17 protein-coding genes are annotated in these 15,354 nt (G+C 44.6%); 8 read left to right on the top strand and 9 right to left on the bottom strand.

Features of this window, described 5'->3' with window-relative positions; translation table 11 throughout:
- Positions 1–27: 27 nt before the first annotated feature.
- Entirely contained in the window at positions 28–1,044 is a 1,017-nt protein-coding gene (locus BC8716_RS12755; protein WP_094426220.1) for a sugar-binding transcriptional regulator, read from the bottom strand.
- Positions 1,045–1,340: 296 nt separating this feature from the next.
- Between BC8716_RS12755 and BC8716_RS12750 the strand changes: the two genes are divergently transcribed.
- Together BC8716_RS12750 and BC8716_RS12745 are read left to right on the top strand one after the other, a co-directional pair.
- Positions 1,341–2,435: a Rap family tetratricopeptide repeat protein gene (locus BC8716_RS12750; protein WP_094426218.1), complete on the top strand. Its 1,095-nt coding sequence runs from the start codon at positions 1,341–1,343 to the stop codon at positions 2,433–2,435.
- Positions 2,428–2,745: a hypothetical protein gene (locus tag BC8716_RS12745; protein WP_094426216.1), complete on the top strand. Its 318-nt coding sequence runs from the start codon at positions 2,428–2,430 to the stop codon at positions 2,743–2,745. The genes BC8716_RS12750 and BC8716_RS12745 overlap by 8 nt, the downstream gene beginning before the upstream one ends.
- Positions 2,746–2,871: 126 nt before the next feature.
- Here BC8716_RS12745 and BC8716_RS12740 read toward each other — a convergent pair whose 3' ends face one another.
- Positions 2,872–3,123, bottom strand: a complete 252-nt coding sequence (locus BC8716_RS12740; RefSeq protein ID WP_094426214.1) for a glutaredoxin family protein — start codon at positions 3,121–3,123, stop codon at positions 2,872–2,874.
- Positions 3,123–4,460 carry an RNA polymerase factor sigma-54 gene (rpoN, locus tag BC8716_RS12735; RefSeq protein ID WP_094426212.1) on the bottom strand — a complete coding sequence of 446 codons (1,338 nt, stop codon included), beginning with the start codon at positions 4,458–4,460 and terminating at the stop codon, positions 3,123–3,125. The genes BC8716_RS12740 and rpoN overlap by 1 nt, the downstream gene beginning before the upstream one ends.
- A 424-nt stretch (positions 4,461–4,884) precedes the next feature.
- Between rpoN and clpP the strand changes: the two genes are divergently transcribed.
- Both clpP and BC8716_RS12725 read left to right on the top strand, forming a co-directional pair.
- Positions 4,885–5,472, top strand: a complete 588-nt coding sequence (clpP, locus tag BC8716_RS12730; RefSeq protein ID WP_094426210.1) for an ATP-dependent Clp endopeptidase proteolytic subunit ClpP — start codon at positions 4,885–4,887, stop codon at positions 5,470–5,472.
- Between the two features lie 153 nt (positions 5,473–5,625).
- Complete coding sequence (locus BC8716_RS12725; RefSeq protein WP_325985832.1) at positions 5,626–6,978, top strand: M20/M25/M40 family metallo-hydrolase; 1,353 nt, start codon at positions 5,626–5,628, stop codon at positions 6,976–6,978.
- Between the two features lie 216 nt (positions 6,979–7,194).
- Here BC8716_RS12725 and BC8716_RS12720 read toward each other — a convergent pair whose 3' ends face one another.
- Positions 7,195–7,551 (bottom strand): DUF4870 domain-containing protein, encoded by a 357-nt coding sequence (locus tag BC8716_RS12720; protein WP_094426207.1) that lies wholly within the window; start codon positions 7,549–7,551, stop codon positions 7,195–7,197.
- A 292-nt stretch (positions 7,552–7,843) separates the two neighbouring features.
- Here BC8716_RS12720 and BC8716_RS12715 point away from each other — a divergent pair, with 292 nt between their 5' ends.
- The 4 genes from BC8716_RS12715 to BC8716_RS12700 all read left to right on the top strand — a co-directional run bounded on the left by BC8716_RS12715 (position 7,844) and on the right by BC8716_RS12700 (position 11,312).
- A complete protein-coding gene (locus BC8716_RS12715; protein ID WP_094426205.1) occupies positions 7,844–8,992 on the top strand; it encodes a betaine/proline/choline family ABC transporter ATP-binding protein in 1,149 nt (382 codons plus the stop codon).
- A 74-nt stretch (positions 8,993–9,066) separates the two neighbouring features.
- A complete protein-coding gene (locus BC8716_RS12710) occupies positions 9,067–9,708 on the top strand; it encodes an ABC transporter permease (protein ID WP_094426203.1) in 642 nt (213 codons plus the stop codon).
- 18 nt (positions 9,709–9,726) lie between these two features.
- The gene (locus BC8716_RS12705) at positions 9,727–10,650 is read left to right on the top strand and encodes an osmoprotectant ABC transporter substrate-binding protein (RefSeq protein WP_094426201.1); all 924 of its coding nucleotides are present in this window, start codon (positions 9,727–9,729) and stop codon (positions 10,648–10,650) included.
- Positions 10,650–11,312 carry an ABC transporter permease gene (locus BC8716_RS12700; RefSeq protein ID WP_011247874.1) on the top strand — a complete coding sequence of 221 codons (663 nt, stop codon included), beginning with the start codon at positions 10,650–10,652 and terminating at the stop codon, positions 11,310–11,312. The genes BC8716_RS12705 and BC8716_RS12700 overlap by 1 nt, the downstream gene beginning before the upstream one ends.
- 189 nt (positions 11,313–11,501) lie before the next feature.
- Here BC8716_RS12700 and BC8716_RS12695 read toward each other — a convergent pair whose 3' ends face one another.
- The 5 genes from BC8716_RS12695 to BC8716_RS12675 are packed head-to-tail and all read right to left on the bottom strand — an operon-like array spanning position 11,502 to position 15,135.
- Positions 11,502–11,756, bottom strand: a complete 255-nt coding sequence (locus BC8716_RS12695; RefSeq protein WP_062746413.1) for an HPr family phosphocarrier protein — start codon at positions 11,754–11,756, stop codon at positions 11,502–11,504.
- Positions 11,757–11,759: 3 nt separating this feature from the next.
- On the bottom strand, positions 11,760–12,734 hold the full coding sequence (gene whiA / locus BC8716_RS12690) for a DNA-binding protein WhiA (RefSeq protein WP_011247876.1): 975 nt from the start codon (positions 12,732–12,734) through the stop codon (positions 11,760–11,762).
- 42 nt (positions 12,735–12,776) lie between these two features.
- Positions 12,777–13,763, bottom strand: a complete 987-nt coding sequence (locus tag BC8716_RS12685; protein ID WP_094426199.1) for a gluconeogenesis factor YvcK family protein — start codon at positions 13,761–13,763, stop codon at positions 12,777–12,779.
- Positions 13,760–14,650, bottom strand: coding sequence for an RNase adapter RapZ (gene rapZ / locus BC8716_RS12680; RefSeq protein WP_011247878.1), 891 nt, complete (start codon positions 14,648–14,650; stop codon positions 13,760–13,762). Before rapZ ends, BC8716_RS12685 begins: the two co-directional genes overlap by 4 nt.
- Positions 14,647–15,135, bottom strand: a complete 489-nt coding sequence (locus tag BC8716_RS12675; protein ID WP_094429252.1) for an NUDIX hydrolase — start codon at positions 15,133–15,135, stop codon at positions 14,647–14,649. The genes rapZ and BC8716_RS12675 overlap by 4 nt, the downstream gene beginning before the upstream one ends.
- Positions 15,136–15,354: the final 219 nt, after the last annotated feature.

Here is a 15,354-nt window from a genome sequence, read left to right as displayed (position 1 = left end):
AAAGGCAGTTGCCTTTTTTACAGGATCTTACTCGGATAACAGCCGTCTGGCTGCCCCTTCGTCTGTTACAAGTACATCACTTGGCCGATTCTTCATATAAGCGAGAATCGCATTTGCTTTCGTATGCCCGCCAGCGATTGAAATAACGTACTTGCCTTCCAGCTCGCCTAATTGCAAGCCAATTGTTCGCTGCTTGTGGATAATCTCTCCATTTGCATTGAAGTAATAGCCGAACGCTTCTGCTACCGCTTCTTCCCGTTTCAATGTCTCGATAAACGGCTGACCAGAATCGCGCCTAGCTGCCATTCGCCTCGCATCGCCGATGCCATGCATGACAACCGCAGAAGACGTAATCACATCTAGGATTTCCCTAACTGATCGTTCCAATACAAGTGAATGGTATGCTTCTTCGCTTAATTGATCAGGAACGTGCAGCAGCCGGTAAGAAGCTCCTGAGCGTCTGGCAAACTCAGCACTAATGGTATTAGCCTGGATTTCAACTTTTTCGCCCAACCCGCCTCTAGCGGGCACGAACGTCGTTGTCGCTAGCGTCTCATCTGGCGTGACCATATTTGCTACTGCGGCAAGCGTTGTGCCGCCCATTACGGCGAAGACGTCGCCTTTTTTAGCCACACGTTTCAATTCATCGACGCAAGCTCTACCTAACTCCTGCTTCACCCATTCTTCTTCGTCGCTATCGCCAGCGACAACAATCGCCTGGCCGACGCCAAGCTTTTCTTCCAGCTTTTCTTCCAGCCGGCGATGCCCAAGCAGCTCTGCCATCATATCGGCAAGCTCTAAAAACAACGATTCGCCTGCTTCAGTTAGGCGCATGCCAGCCGTCGTCAGTTCAATGAGCCCCTGATCTTTAAGAAGCGTCACTTCCCCACGGACGATACGTTCGGAGGTTTGCAAATTGGTTGCTAGGCTTCTGCGTCCGATTGGCTGCATTAAACGGATATATTGCAGCAAGCGATAACGCTTTGCCATTGTTTCCATTAATTCGGGAACAATTTGTCTTTGCAGATTAATAAGCGTCCGCATGTAACACCTCCTCCGTTTATCGGGACATATAACGTCCCTCGCAGACATATTATGTCCCGGTTAGAGCAAAAACATTCACTACACTTGTATTGTACCAAGGAAGTCGAAAACAGACAACTAAAACATCCTCCGTTTGATAATGGCAAGCCATTGTTAAAATCAAAAATAACATGCTCCTATTTTGTTTTCAGAGATAACATTTTATAACTTTGGGGAAAATTCTTATAATAGTAGGCAAGTCCTATTTTCTTTGCTATTATATGAATATAAATGGGATTCATTAGGAGGTTGGTTTTATGGGGAGGACGATACGTTCTGAATCGGTTGGGGCAAAAATCGCAGAATGGTATAGTTGCCTTCTTTCTAAGTCATATGAACAGGCGATTATTTTAAAAGAAGAGGTCAAACAGCTTTTACCAGCGATGGATCCAAGCGACAAGTTTATGGCCTTCTACTCACTAGTCGAATTTAAACATCAGATTTTAGTCAGCCGTTACGATAAAAACGAATGCCCTGAGGAAATAGAGCCGATTTCTGAAAAGACCGAAATCGATGACCTTCTCAAGTATCTTTATTACTTTGTTAGTGGCCAATACGAGTTTACGCAAGAACGGTACCGGTCTGCTGTAAAGCTGTTTCGCAAAGCCGAACGACTACTAGAATACGTAAACGATGAGGCGGAGGAAGCGGAATTTTATCAATATATTGGCCTTGTTTATTATCGTCTCAACCATTATTTGATTGCTTCGTCCTACATGGAACAAGCAAACGTCCTATTCGATCGGCTTCAATATCATGAGCCAGCGATAAACTGCCAAATTATCACTGCTTGTATTCATCAAGAATTAAACAACCCTGAAAAAGGCGAAGCTATCCTAAAGCAGGCGTTAGAGCGTGCTAAAGGCATTCCAATTGTATATGGACAAGTGTTGCGGACGCTAGGTTTAAACAAGCAAGGCCAAAAAAAGTTTAACGAGGCGGAAACGTATTTTAAACGAGCGCTTGATATTCCTGAGCACAAAAACACGATTTTCGGTGCCAAATCTAGATACAATTTAAGTAACGTCCTCTTTAATCAAGGAAAAATCGAAGAAGCCCTCCCCCATTTCCAAATTGCAAAAGCAGGTGCCGCCTACTACAAAAGCAAAGAATACAACGCACGCTGCTTGTTTACGGAAGGCCTTCACATCGAAAAAAATTATGATTTGGTTGACGAAGCGATTGCACAGCTCCAAAAAGAAGGAATGGACTTTGAGGTAAGTGAACTTGCTGAAGAAGCCGCTCACTTTGCAGAAAAGGAAGGAAATACTAAACTGGCATTGAAATATATGAAAGTGGCCCATGGTGCACGCTTATACCAACATACTTTAGGAGTTGATTCAGTTGTTTAAGAAAAAGTTGGTCGTTTCACTTGGCGTCTCTTTAATCGCAGCAGCTTCATTTGTTGTTTTTACAAACACACAGGCTAACAGTGAAATGAATAGCCGAGATAAAGGAGACATTACTTTCATTGACAGCAGTGATCAAGGCGATATTACTTCTATTGACGACCGTGATAAAGGCGATATTACTTCTATTGGCGACCATGATAAAGGCGATATTACTTCTATTGGCGATCATGATAAAGGCGATATTACTTCTATTGGCGATCATGATAAAGGCGATATTACTTTCATTCACACGGCAAAGCCAAAAGCTTAATTTTACTAGAGAGCCAATCGGTTCTCTTTTTGACTGAAACTGCCTATCCCCGTTAAATGGGAACAGGCAGTCTTTATGTTTTTCGATGTGTTGTCAGCAGGACGTCGCCTTTCCATTTGTACATGCTTACTGCTTTATTGAACGAATGCGTTCGATCTGTTTTTGGAGCAACTCTTTCTCTAATAAGCCGTAGCCAATTTCTTGGCCGTCTATACAAACAACAGGGATTTTAAGTTGGTACTTCTCTAAAAGCACATCATCCTGATAAATGTCATGGCATTGAATTACAAGCGAGTAACAATCGGCTAATTCTTTTAGCAATGCGTACCCCTTGTCGCACAAGGGACACCCTTTTTTCGTATAAAAATCGACGTTCATTATCCAGTCCTTTCGTTGTAGCGTTTCCGTTTCGAAGATGGCAAAATCCCAAGTTCATCGCGGTATTTTGCTACTACCCGCCGCGACAAAGCTACTCCTTTTTCGATTCTCAACTGCTCCGCTAATTTTTGGTCTGACAAAGGTTTGCTTTTATCCTCTACGCTAATCATTTCTTTAAGCCACACTTTAACGTGGTGATTGGTTAATTGGGTATCTGACTTTGAAACATGGGCAGAGAACAATCCTTTTAATTCGACTAAGCCACGAGGTGTTTGTGCATATTTATTTGCTGTTGCCCGGCTTACGGTTGATTCATGGATGCCGAGAACTTGGGCAACATCGTTTAACGTCAATGGCTTGAGCACCCCATTAGGCTGAAGCAAGTAGTCTGCCTGCTCGCTCGCCAACACTTCCGCCACGCGACGCACCGTTTGCTGGCGTTGTTCAAGGCTGCGCTTTAACCACTCGACATGCTGCTTTTTTTGCTTCGCGTACGCGCTTGTCTCGACTTGTTGTTTCAACAAATGGTCGTATTCCTCATGTACGCGAATGGCTGGTAGTATGTCATCATTCATGAAGACAAGCAGCTTTCCAGATTCATCCTTTGCCATCAGCACATCAGGCTGGACGTAAATGGCCGTTTCCTTCGAATAACGTAGTCCAGGCTTTGGGTCAAGCTCCTTTAATTGGTCGTATAGTTGCTGTATAGCTTGAACAGCGACGCCGTATTGTTTCGCAAGTTGCTTCCACTTCCGGGCAGCTAGCGCTTCGAGATGGTTTAAGACGATGTCAATCGCAAGAGGATGGCAATCAGGCATTCGTTTAAGTTGTAAGGCCAAGCATTCCCCAAGGGAACGGGCCCCTACGCCTGCAGGCTCAAAACTTTGCAATATGGCGAGCAACCTTTCCCCTTCCGATTCAGCGATTTTCCGGTCTGCGCAAAGCTGAGGCAGCTCTTCTCCTAGATAGCCATCTTCCCGTAAATTGCCAATCAAATAAGTAAGCTCGCATTTATCGTTTTCGCTCAGCGTCGGCGATTCAATCAGCTGTTCGTGCAACTCATCAGCAAGCGTCCGCCCTCTTTGTGGAACATTTTGCAACGCTGCCTGTTTGTCGTCACTTGACACCGTTTGCCTGATCGGCCTTGTGCCATCCAGTTCCCGTTCACGGGAAAGAGTTGATCGTTCATGTAATTCGAGTAGAGGATTTTCTAGCGCTTGTTCCCGCAAATAGGCAATGACATCCACAGACGAATATTGTAGCAAGTGGAGCGCTTGCCTTAACTCTTGGGTCATCACTAAACTAGTTGTCTGACGTTGCAGTAAGCCAATCTCCATCTATTCAACCCCTCCTCGAACTTCGAACTTCCTTACATTGATTTTACATACCGCTTAGGCGAATTTAAATGCTCTTTTTCCTCTACATGTCATAGCATAAACCAAATGGCTTGTTTATGTAAACGCTTTCTTTTTAATTTCAGCAGTTGCCTAGCTCTTTTGTTCCTTTAAAAAAATAAAAAGCAACGTTGTGAACGGCGTAAAACATAGAGGTTTACATCTTTATAATTTAGTCTATCATGAAAGAAGGGCTTTTTGGTCATCACAAGGAATAGTACATGGATGAAACTGCTTTTTTGTTGTTTCCGTACATACTTTTGAAAAAAGAAGCAACTTATTTGACCTTTATTGACCTTTGCAGTATGATGATTACAGAGCAACAATTTCAAGGATTTTAGTCAATATGACATGAGGAGGAAGAGCGATGAATTTAATACCTACAGTAATTGAACAAACAAACCGTGGCGAGCGTGCATATGATATTTACTCCCGTTTATTGAAAGACCGCATTATTATGCTAGGGAGCGGGATTGACGACAATGTCGCCAACTCGATCGTTGCACAAATGTTGTTTTTGCAAGCAGAAGACCCTGAAAAAGATATTTCCTTATACATTAACTCTCCTGGCGGCTCGATTACTGCTGGAATGGCGATCTATGACACGATGCAATTCATTAAACCAGATGTATCAACGATTTGCATCGGCATGGCTGCTTCCATGGGCGCATTTTTGCTCACTGCTGGGGCGAAAGGCAAGCGGATGGCATTGCCAAATAGCGAAGTGATGATCCACCAACCACTTGGCGGCATGCAAGGCCAAGCTGCAGACATGGAAATCCATGCCCGCCGCATCATTCAAATGCGCGAAAAACTCAATCAAATTATGGCAGAACGTTCTGGTCAACCGTACGAACGAATTGCAAGAGACACTGACCGTGATAACTTCATGTCAGCCGAACAAGCAAAAGAATACGGCTTAATCGACAAAGTGATTGACACACCAACGAAATAACATAAAAAAGCTTCCGCATTTTGCGGAAGCTTTTTTGTTACCACCAGTTGCAGCCTGCCCTCATTCAATTCCCTTTTTCAGTAGGCCGTGTTACGATTTAAAAAACACGATGGCGCTAGCCTTTTTGCTTTCGCCTAAGACTAGGAGGAATTTATTCTGAGCATTCCAGCAATTGACGACATTGTCGCCAAGCAAACAGACGATTCATTGGCTACGTTGTTTAAACTGTTGCGCCAAGAAAGCATTAGCACTCAAAACAAAGGAATGCGCGAATGCGCAGCGTTAATGCGAGCGCTAATGGAGGAAGTCGGTGCCCGGACTGAACTGTTTGAAACAGAGGGCCATCCTATTCTATACGGTGAACTTCTCACAGACAAACACGCGCCAACTTTGTTAATTTATGGACATTACGATGTACAGCCTCCTGACCCATTAAGCGAGTGGGAGACGCCTCCATTTGAGCCAACGGTCCGGGACGGGCGTATCTTTGCACGGGGCGCAGGCGACAACAAAGGGCAAATCGTTGCCCAACTTCTTGGCATAAAAACGTATCAAGAAGCATTTGGCGCTTTACCCGTCAACATTAAAATCGTTATTGAAGGGGAAGAAGAAATGGGCAGCATCCATTTGCCAGACTTTGTTCAAAGCAACAAAGAATTGCTGCAAGCTGATCTCGTTTGCACAGCTGATGGGCCTTCTCATGATAGCGGCTCTCCCCTTGTTCTCCTTGGCGTCCGCGGCATCCTTTCTTTTGAAATTGAACTGCAAAACGCCGATTTCGACAACCATTCTGGCAATACAGGCAACATTGTCCCAAATCCAGCTTGGGACCTTATGGAGCTGCTTCAGACAATGCGCAGCACAGACGGGCGCGTCTTAATCGAAGGCTTTTACGACAATATTCGCCCTGCCAGCGCTGAAGAAGAACAGCTGTTGGCCACACTCCCTTTTGAAAAAGACTCAGTCGCCCAAAAAATCGGCTATCCCCATTTGGATATTGACGGAAAAAGCTATTACCGAAAACTAGCGCTAGAACCAACTTTTAATATATGCGGGCTAAAAAGCGGCTATTTAGAGGATGGCATTAAGACGATTATTCCTAGCAAAGCCAGCGTAAAAATCGACGCGCGCCTTGTTGTTGACCAGGACCCTAAAGACATTTTTGAAAAGGTGACTGCCCATGTGAAAGCACGGCGACCTGATGCCAAGTTGACGTTTTTAGGGGCAATGGAGCCTTCCCGTACACCGATTGAGACAGCGATCGTCCAAAAAGCGCTAGAAGGCATTTCTGCTTGTTTTAATGAGGATCCCCTTATCCAACCAAGCCTTGGCGGCTCGCTTCCAGACTATGTATGGACAAAGCTCCTTCAAGCACCATCTCTTCTCGTCCCTTATGCAAACTTTGACCAACGCAACCACTCGCCAAATGAAAATCTCGCTATTCGCCACTTTTTAAACGGCATTCGCTGTACAGCCCATGTTATCCATGCTGTCGGACAGAAATAATAGAAAAGGCATCCCTCATTATGGGATGCCTCCAGACTGTAGGCAAACGCTCGCATACGTCGTCGTTTGCCTCAGTCATATGCTCATGAACCCACGTTCTATTCGCATCTTCCCTCGCCTGCACTCCTCGTCTGACAAGCGTTTTCTATCAGTCTGATCTCAGTTATCGACTTTGTCGACAACCTTAAGGCATCCCTCATGATGGGGTGCCTTTGCTTAACGTAAAAATTTAATTGTAAGGGGAATGCGGTATTCCTCTCCTTGGTATGCTTTAATTGCAGCCAAAATGGTAAGAATAATAGCAAGCAGGCCGACAAGCGGTGTAAGCAAGAAGCCGATTAAGACAATTATAGTCACACTTGCAACTATTCCGTAAATGAAAAAAGAAATCAAAAAGTTAAAGTATTCCTTGCCATGGTAATCAATAAAGTCTGAATCATCTCTTTTAACGAGCCAGATAATAAGTGGCGCAAGGATAGGCGCAGGAAAGCTCAATACATATAGCAACATCGCCAACATACGCTCGCTTCCGTCTGGTTCATATTCGCGGTAATCAATAATTTCATTGGCCATTTGTCATCTCTCCTTATCCTTACCTTTACTATACGCTGAAATGGGAAAGGATACAATTATTTTTTCGGCTTACTGCTGTACATACCGTGTTTGCCTCTCACTGTAAACGACTAGAAACCATAATGGGTAGAATTCGGGAGAAAAACAAAGCAAATGGAAGGAAAACATGCCGCGAATTTTGTGCAGTATATATTGCATATATTTTTTAACGTTTATAAGACTTTACGAATCGACTTGTTTTTACTTATACTTATTTGGTAAATTTACATTATTCGACATGGAGGTGGGCGTTTTGTTGGAATTTAAAAATGTCACAAAGCGTTATGGTGCCGGCAGGCCAGCTGTAGACAATTTAAATTTAAAAATAAATAAAGGCGAATTCGTTTGTTTTATTGGCCCAAGTGGTTGCGGGAAGACAACAACAATGAAAATGGTGAATCGTCTCCACGAAGCGACAGAAGGGCAAATTATTGTTAACGGCAAAGACATACGGAAACAAGATCCAGTCGAATTGCGTCGATCAATAGGCTATGTCATCCAGCAAATCGGGTTAATGCCCCATATGACTGTTAAAGAGAACATTGTTCTTGTTGGAACGCTTTTAAAGTGGCCGAAATCGAAAAAAGACGAGCGGGCAAAAGCACTGATTAAACTAGTCAATTTGCCAGAGGCATATTTAGACAAATACCCACACGAACTAAGTGGCGGGCAGCAGCAGCGCATTGGTGTGTTGCGGGCACTTGCAGCTGATCCACCACTGATTTTAATGGACGAACCTTTTGGCGCACTCGATCCGATTACGAGAGACTCTTTACAAGAGGAATTCAAAAAATTACAAAAAGACCTCGACAAAACGATTGTTTTTGTTACACACGACATGGACGAAGCATTAAAGCTAGCAGACCGGATTGTCATTATGAAAGACGGAAAAATCGTCCAAACCGGAACTCCTGATGAGATTATGCGCTCCCCTGCCAATGCCTTTGTCGAAGATTTTATCGGCAAAGACCGCCTCATTCAAGGACGGGCTGATGTAACCACTGTTGAACAAGTTATGAACAAACACGCCGTTACCGTCGATGAAAATGAAACACTGCGCAACGCCATCTCCCTCATGCGCGATAAGCGTGTCGACTCACTCCTTGCTGTCAACCAGGATAACGTCTTAACCGGCTACATTGACGTCGAAATGATCGATTCCTTTTATAAAAAAGCATTGACTGTCAAAGAAGCAATGGAAACAGATGTTTTTACTGTTCAAGAGCACAGCCTTTTGCGTGATACGATCCATAAAATGCTGCGGCGCGGTGCCAAATATGTGCCCGTTGTCAATGACCAGCACCAAGTTGCAGGCATTGTGACACGGACCAGTTTAGCTGATATTGTCTATGACACGATTTGGGGCGATGGAATGGACTTTGAGGAGCAAACAGAAACGTGAGTCGATTGTGCTTGTGTGTTCTGCCAATGTGTCGGACAGCGTTTTTAAAAGCAACTCAAGAAGGAGGATAAACGATGATCGCGTTTTTTTCAGAATACGGCCATGACTTGCTTTTTAAGACAGGGGAACATCTGTTTATTTCGTTTACGGCGATTCTCTTAGGTGTTCTTGTCTCTGTGCCTTTAGGAATTGCCCTTACACGTGTTCCTCGTGTGGCAGACCGGCTTATATCTGTTATCGGCATTTTGCAGACGGTCCCGAGCCTCGCCATATTAGCCTTTTTTATTCCCATTTTTGGAGCAGGCAAAGTGCCTGCCATTATTGCTTTGTTTTTTTACTCCGTATTGCCGATTTTACGAAACACCTACACAGGTGTTAAAGGCGTCAATCCAAGCGTGTTGGAAGCAGGCAAAGGCATGGGTATGAACAATATCGAATCAATTTTTAAAATCGAAATTCCCCTTGCATTGCCAGTCATTATGGCTGGCATCCGTTTAGCAACCGTCTATTTAATCGGCTGGGCTACATTAGCGGCATTTGTCGGTGGCGGTGGGCTAGGGGATTTCATTTTTGACGGCCTCAACTTGTTCCAACCAGCGCTTATCATAGCCGGAACTTTACCTGCCACGATTTTGGCGCTGCTTGCCGACCGCTTACTGCTGTTATTAGAGCGTGCTTTAACGCCAAAAGGCTATAAACAATCCCAAACATCTTAAGGGGGGAGGAGAATCACTGTGAAGCCACCAAAAACAATTATTGCTTTTTGCCTTTCGGGACTTTTATTAACTGGGTGTTCTTTGCCAGGGCTAACTGGCCCTTCCCAGCAAACAATCCGGATTGGCACAATGGTGACTAGCGAATCAGAAATTTTAGGGCAAATCGTCGCCCTATTGATCGAAGAAGAAACGGATTTGCAGACCGAGTTAATTACGAAACTAGGCTCTTCTGTCGTCCAGCATCAAGCGCTTGTACAAGGTGACTTGGACATTACAGCTGCTCGCTATACAGGTACAGACTTGTCTGCGGCACTTGGCATGGAACCTGTTACCGACCGAGACGAAGCAATGGACATCGTGAAACGAGAATTTTCCGAGCGCTTTGACCAAACTTGGTTTGATTCGTATGGTTTTGAAAATACGTACGCCCTTTCTGTTACCGAAGCATTTGCGGATGAGCATGGAATTGAAACGATTTCAGACTTGGAAGCTTTTGCACCGGAACTCCGTTTTGGCGTCGATAATTCGTGGGTGAATCGCAAAGGCGATGGCTACCAAGGTTTTCAAGAAAGCTATTTTGCTTTTGGCAACGTGTTTCCGATGAATGTCGGCCTCGTATATGAAGCCAACGCTAGCGGGCATATGGATGTTGTATTGGCTTACTCTTCGGATGGGCGTATTCAGGAGTACAATTTAAAAGTGCTTGAAGATGACCAGCGGTTTTTCCCGCCTTACGATGCCTCGCCGGTTGTACGCAATGATGTGCTTGAACAATATCCAGAGCTTTCGCCGCTTTTAGAACGCTTAACTGATACCATCACGACGGAAAAAATGCAACAATTAAACTATATGGCCGACGTGGAATTGAAAAATCCGCGCCTTGTTGCCCAAACCTTTTTAGAAGAAAACAATTACTTTAAGGACAAGGAGGAAAGCCACTAATGGACACGTTCCAGGAATTCATCACATACGTTTCCCAAAACAGCGGCTACATTGCGGCACAATTTTATCGCCACTTTCTTATGGCTGCCTATGGCGTCCTTTTTGCTGCGATTGTATCGATTCCCCTTGGCGTGCTCATTGCCAAATATGGGCGCTTAAGCGGCTGGGTTCTGGCTGTTGGGAACATCATACAGACCATTCCTGCTCTTGGCATGATCGCTGTCATTATGCTCGTCCTCGGCCTCGGACCCAACACTGCTGTCATGACGTTATTTCTTTATTCCATTTTGCCGATTACACAAAACACATATGTCGGCATGAAAGGTGTCGACCAAGCTCTTGTTGAGGCTGGGCGTGCAAGTGGCATGACACGTTTTCAGCTATTACGAATGGTTGAACTCCCGTTGGCCATTAGCGTCATTATGGCCGGCCTCCGCAATGCCCTTGTCGTCGGGATTGGCATTGCTGCTATTGGCGCTTTTGTCGGTGCAGGCGGGCTTGGCGAAATCATTTTGACAGGGACAAACGCTACAGATGGGATGGCGATTATTCTTGCTGGCGCCATTCCTACTGCCTTTATGGCAATTATTGCAGACATGTTAATGGGTTGGATTGAAAGAAAGCTCCATCCGTTTAAACAATCGAAGCCACAAACCAGTTAACCCCGTTAACGCAGCTTAAGCCAGTTGAGCGTGTGTGCTCAACTGGCTTTTTATGTTTCTATAAACATTCGTCCTCTTATGCCTTTACCTGCTCGATTCAGCAATCACAAGGAATAGCACGTTCCTGTAGCCCGCCTCTCTTGTTACGAGCTAGGCTAGGAGTCGATTTCTAAAATGGCCGGCTACCCATTAATCGTTTTCAACGTAAGCAACCAAGGCATCCAGTGCTTCTTTTTCATCGTGCCCTTCTGTGACAATCGTGATCGTCGTGCCTTTGCCGAGCGCCAAGCCCATTAACCCCATGATGCTTTTCGCGTTGACTTTGGCATTGTCTTTTACAATAAACACTTCAGACGAAAATCGATTGGCTTCTTGGACAAACATCGCCGCAGGCCGAGCCTGCAAACCTGATTTAAGTTGGATGGTTACTTCTTTTTGCGCCATTCCTCATTTCCCCCTATGCGTATTTAATTTTTTGGCATCAAACGTGCCGTTACGGAGCTTGTCCGCAAATTCGTCAATCTTACGGAGCCGGTGGTTTATACCTGACTTGCTCACTTTTCCGCCCTGCATCATTTCCCCTAATTCTTTCAACGTCACATCTTGATGCTTCACTCGGAGCTTAGCGACTTCCTGTAGTTTTGGCGGCAAGTTTTCCAAGCCAATCGTTTTATCAATAAAACGAATGTTCTCTACTTGGCGAAGGGCAGCCCCAACGGTTTTGTTTAAATTAGCCGTTTCACAATTTACAAGCCGGTTAACAGAGTTGCGCATATCTTTCATAATGCGGACGTCTTCAAAATAAAGAAGAGCTTGGTGGGCGCCAATGATATTTAGGAATTCCGTTATCTTTTCGCTTTCTTTTAAGTACGTAATAAATCCTTTTTTCCGTTCAAGCGTTTTAGCTGAAAGGGAAAATCCGTTCATCAGTTCACATATCGCTTGGTTATGCTCTTCGTAAAGCGAAAAAATTTCTAAATGGTAAGAAGACGTTTCTGGATGGTTAATGGAGCCGCCTGCTAAAAAAGCCCCCCGCAAATAGGCACGTTTGCAACAAGACTCTTTTACAATTTCCGGAGAAATGTCACGAATAAATTGAAAAGACCCGTTCAAAATCCGCAAATCCTCAAGTAATTGGCGCGCTTCTTTGGAAATGCGCACCATATAAACATTATTCTTTTTAAGTCGCATTTTCTTTTGAACGAGCAACTCAATGTGGATATTAGGGTATAGATGCTTGATAAGTGTGTAAATCCGTCTGGCAATGGCTGCATTTTCGGTTGTTACATCTAATCCGACTTGCTTATTGCCAAGCGACAGCGACCCGTTCATCCGGATGAGGGCAGAAAGCTCTGCCCGAGCACAGCAAGAAACAAGTTCAAGCTGTGTCAGTTCTTTTTTGGCATTCGCGGCAAAAGACACGCCTCTCACCCTCTCTTTCATGAAGGGCAGCAAAAAGCTGCCCTAACAACGGTTTCGTTCCCGATATGTCGGTTGTTGTTCCTTTTCTTCCAGCAAACTCATTAGTGCTTTTGACACTTTCATCGCATCATGACGCAATTTTTGATTCGCCTCAAGGACAAAACGGCCTTTAATAGGCGTCACCCCCATTGATTCTAGGACATCACTGTCGACGACAACCTGTTCCGCTTTTTCTAAACGATAAAGAGAGCGGACGCTTTCAGAGATTGTCGTGCTGTTGACTAAGATGTACTCAACCAATTGGTCGCCGCAGTGTTTAAACAGGCCTTGTAAATGATCAGAAGCACTGTACCCATCTGTTTCGCCTGCCTGTGTCATCACATTGCAAATATATGCTTTCTTCGCTTTAGAAGCGGCGATTGCTTCCTTAATGCCAGGGACAAGCAAATTTGGGACAATGCTCGTATAGAGGGAGCCAGGCCCAAGCACAATTAAATCGGCCTCCTGAAGGGCGTCAAGCGTTTCAGGTAGAGGCGAGACATGCTCCGGAGACAAGTAAACGCGCTTAATCCCTTTAGCCGCAAGGGGGATGCTTGATTCTCCTGAGACAATTGAGCCATCGTGCATTTCCGCGTGAAGGACAATGCTCTCGTTTGCTGCTGGAAGCACACGCCCTCTTACATTCAATACTCGACTTATCGCCGAAATCCCTTTTTGAAAATCACCTGTAATAGATGTCATTCCTGCTAGCAGCAGATTTCCGAGTGAATGCCCGCTTAGCCCGTCTCCACTTGAAAAACGGTGTTGAAACAGTTCTTCCACAAGCGGTTCCACTTCAGCAAGGGCAACAAGCACATTTCGCACATCCCCAGGCGGGGGGATATCAAGCTCTTTGCGAAGAATGCCTGAGCTACCGCCATCATCTGCAACAGTCACAATCGCAGTAATATCGACGGGAAATGTCTTCAGCCCGCGCAAAATTACGGAAAGCCCAGTTCCTCCTCCTATGACAACGACCTTCTTTTTCATCGACTGTTCGCCTTCCGTTTGTTAATATCGCGGTGGCTCGTATACGCATCATATTTAGCTTCGTAATGAGCACAAAAGTATTCAGCCAATGTCACTGACCGGTGCTGGCCGCCTGTACAGCCGATTCCAATGACAACTTGGCTTTTTCCTTCCCGTTTGTAATGTGGAAGCATAAAGTCAAATAAATCAGTCAGCTTCTCCACAAATTGTTTTGTTTCTTTCCATTTTAACACATAAGAGGACACTTCTGTCTGTAATCCCGTTTTTGGCCGTAAATCTTCAACGTAGTGCGGGTTCGGCAAAAAACGGACATCAAATACTAAATCAGCATCAATCGGAATGCCATATTTGAATCCAAATGAAACAAAGTGGACAGCAAATGCTTGGCGGTCATTCCCAGCAAAACGCTGCATGATTTTTTCCCGTAGCTGGAGTGGCTTTAACTCTGTCGTATCAATGATTTGCTGAGCGCGACCTTTTATTTCTTCAAGCAAATTCCGCTCTTTTTGAATGCCTTCGAGTGGCAAGCCGCCTTTGGCTAACGGGTGTGTACGCCTCGTTTCTTTATAGCGCTGCACAAGCTTAGAATCTTTTGCATCTAAATACAAAATTTGGATTTTAAGTCTACTAGCCGGCGTCTCATTCAGTTCATCAATGGCTTTGAACAATTCATCAAAAAAGGACTGCCCTCGTAAATCCATGACGAGCGCCACTTTTGTGACTTTATCGATTCCGCCCTCAATCAATTCAATAAACTTCGGCAGCAAGACTGGAGGCAAGTTGTCGATACAATAATAGCCTAAATCTTCAAAGCTTCGGACAGCAACGGATTTTCCAGCGCCAGACATACCGGTGATGATGACAATCTCGACTTCAGACTGGTTCATAGTGCTGCCCCTTTCTCTTGCATCGGTTTCGGATCAAGTCGATAATCAATCAACTTAAAATCCTTTGTATAATAAAACGTTCCGTATAAAACGCCCTTTTGATTTAAAATGTGGTTAAAGACATGGTGGTCCCCTTCTGCCATTGGCAAATGCACATGAGCATCACGTTTTTGCCAGACAAGCTTCCCTTCTGGAGACTGATCAAGCATCGTGCCTTCATAGCTGCTGGCAAGAAAAGAGAACATCATCCACTCATCTTCCATTGTTTGCCCCTCACCTACAATGACCACCGTGGTCACTGCGCGCAATTCAGGGTCTTTAATGGATAGCCCCGTTTCTTCCCGAAATTCTCGGACAACAGCTTCTTTAATCGTTTCACCATGCTCCATTTTTCCGCCTGGAGCTACCCACCAGCCACGGCTTGGCTTTTGAAGCATTAAACATTGATCAGCTGTTGCCAGTATACAATTAGTTATTCGCTGCAAGCCTCTCACCTCGCGTTCCTCATTTTATAGTATACAAGTAATTAAGAGAGGCGACAATGATGGCGCTTATTTTGTTCTGTTTAACCTAAAAAAAGGCGCAGAAATCTGCGCCTAAAATGAAGCTATATTTAAAAAAGGGGGTCAATTACTGCTTCCATTATAAAGGATCCGTTATTTCAATTGCATTACAGCGCCTTTAAAAGCTGATGACGGTTTACC

Origin of the sequence: Shouchella clausii (genome assembly GCF_002250115.1) — a bacterium.
GTDB classification, from domain to species: Bacteria; Bacillota; Bacilli; order Bacillales; family Bacillaceae_D; genus Shouchella; species Shouchella clausii.
The sequence above is the reverse complement of the archived record's forward strand: the minus strand, read 5'-3'. Positions and strand labels throughout refer to the sequence as shown.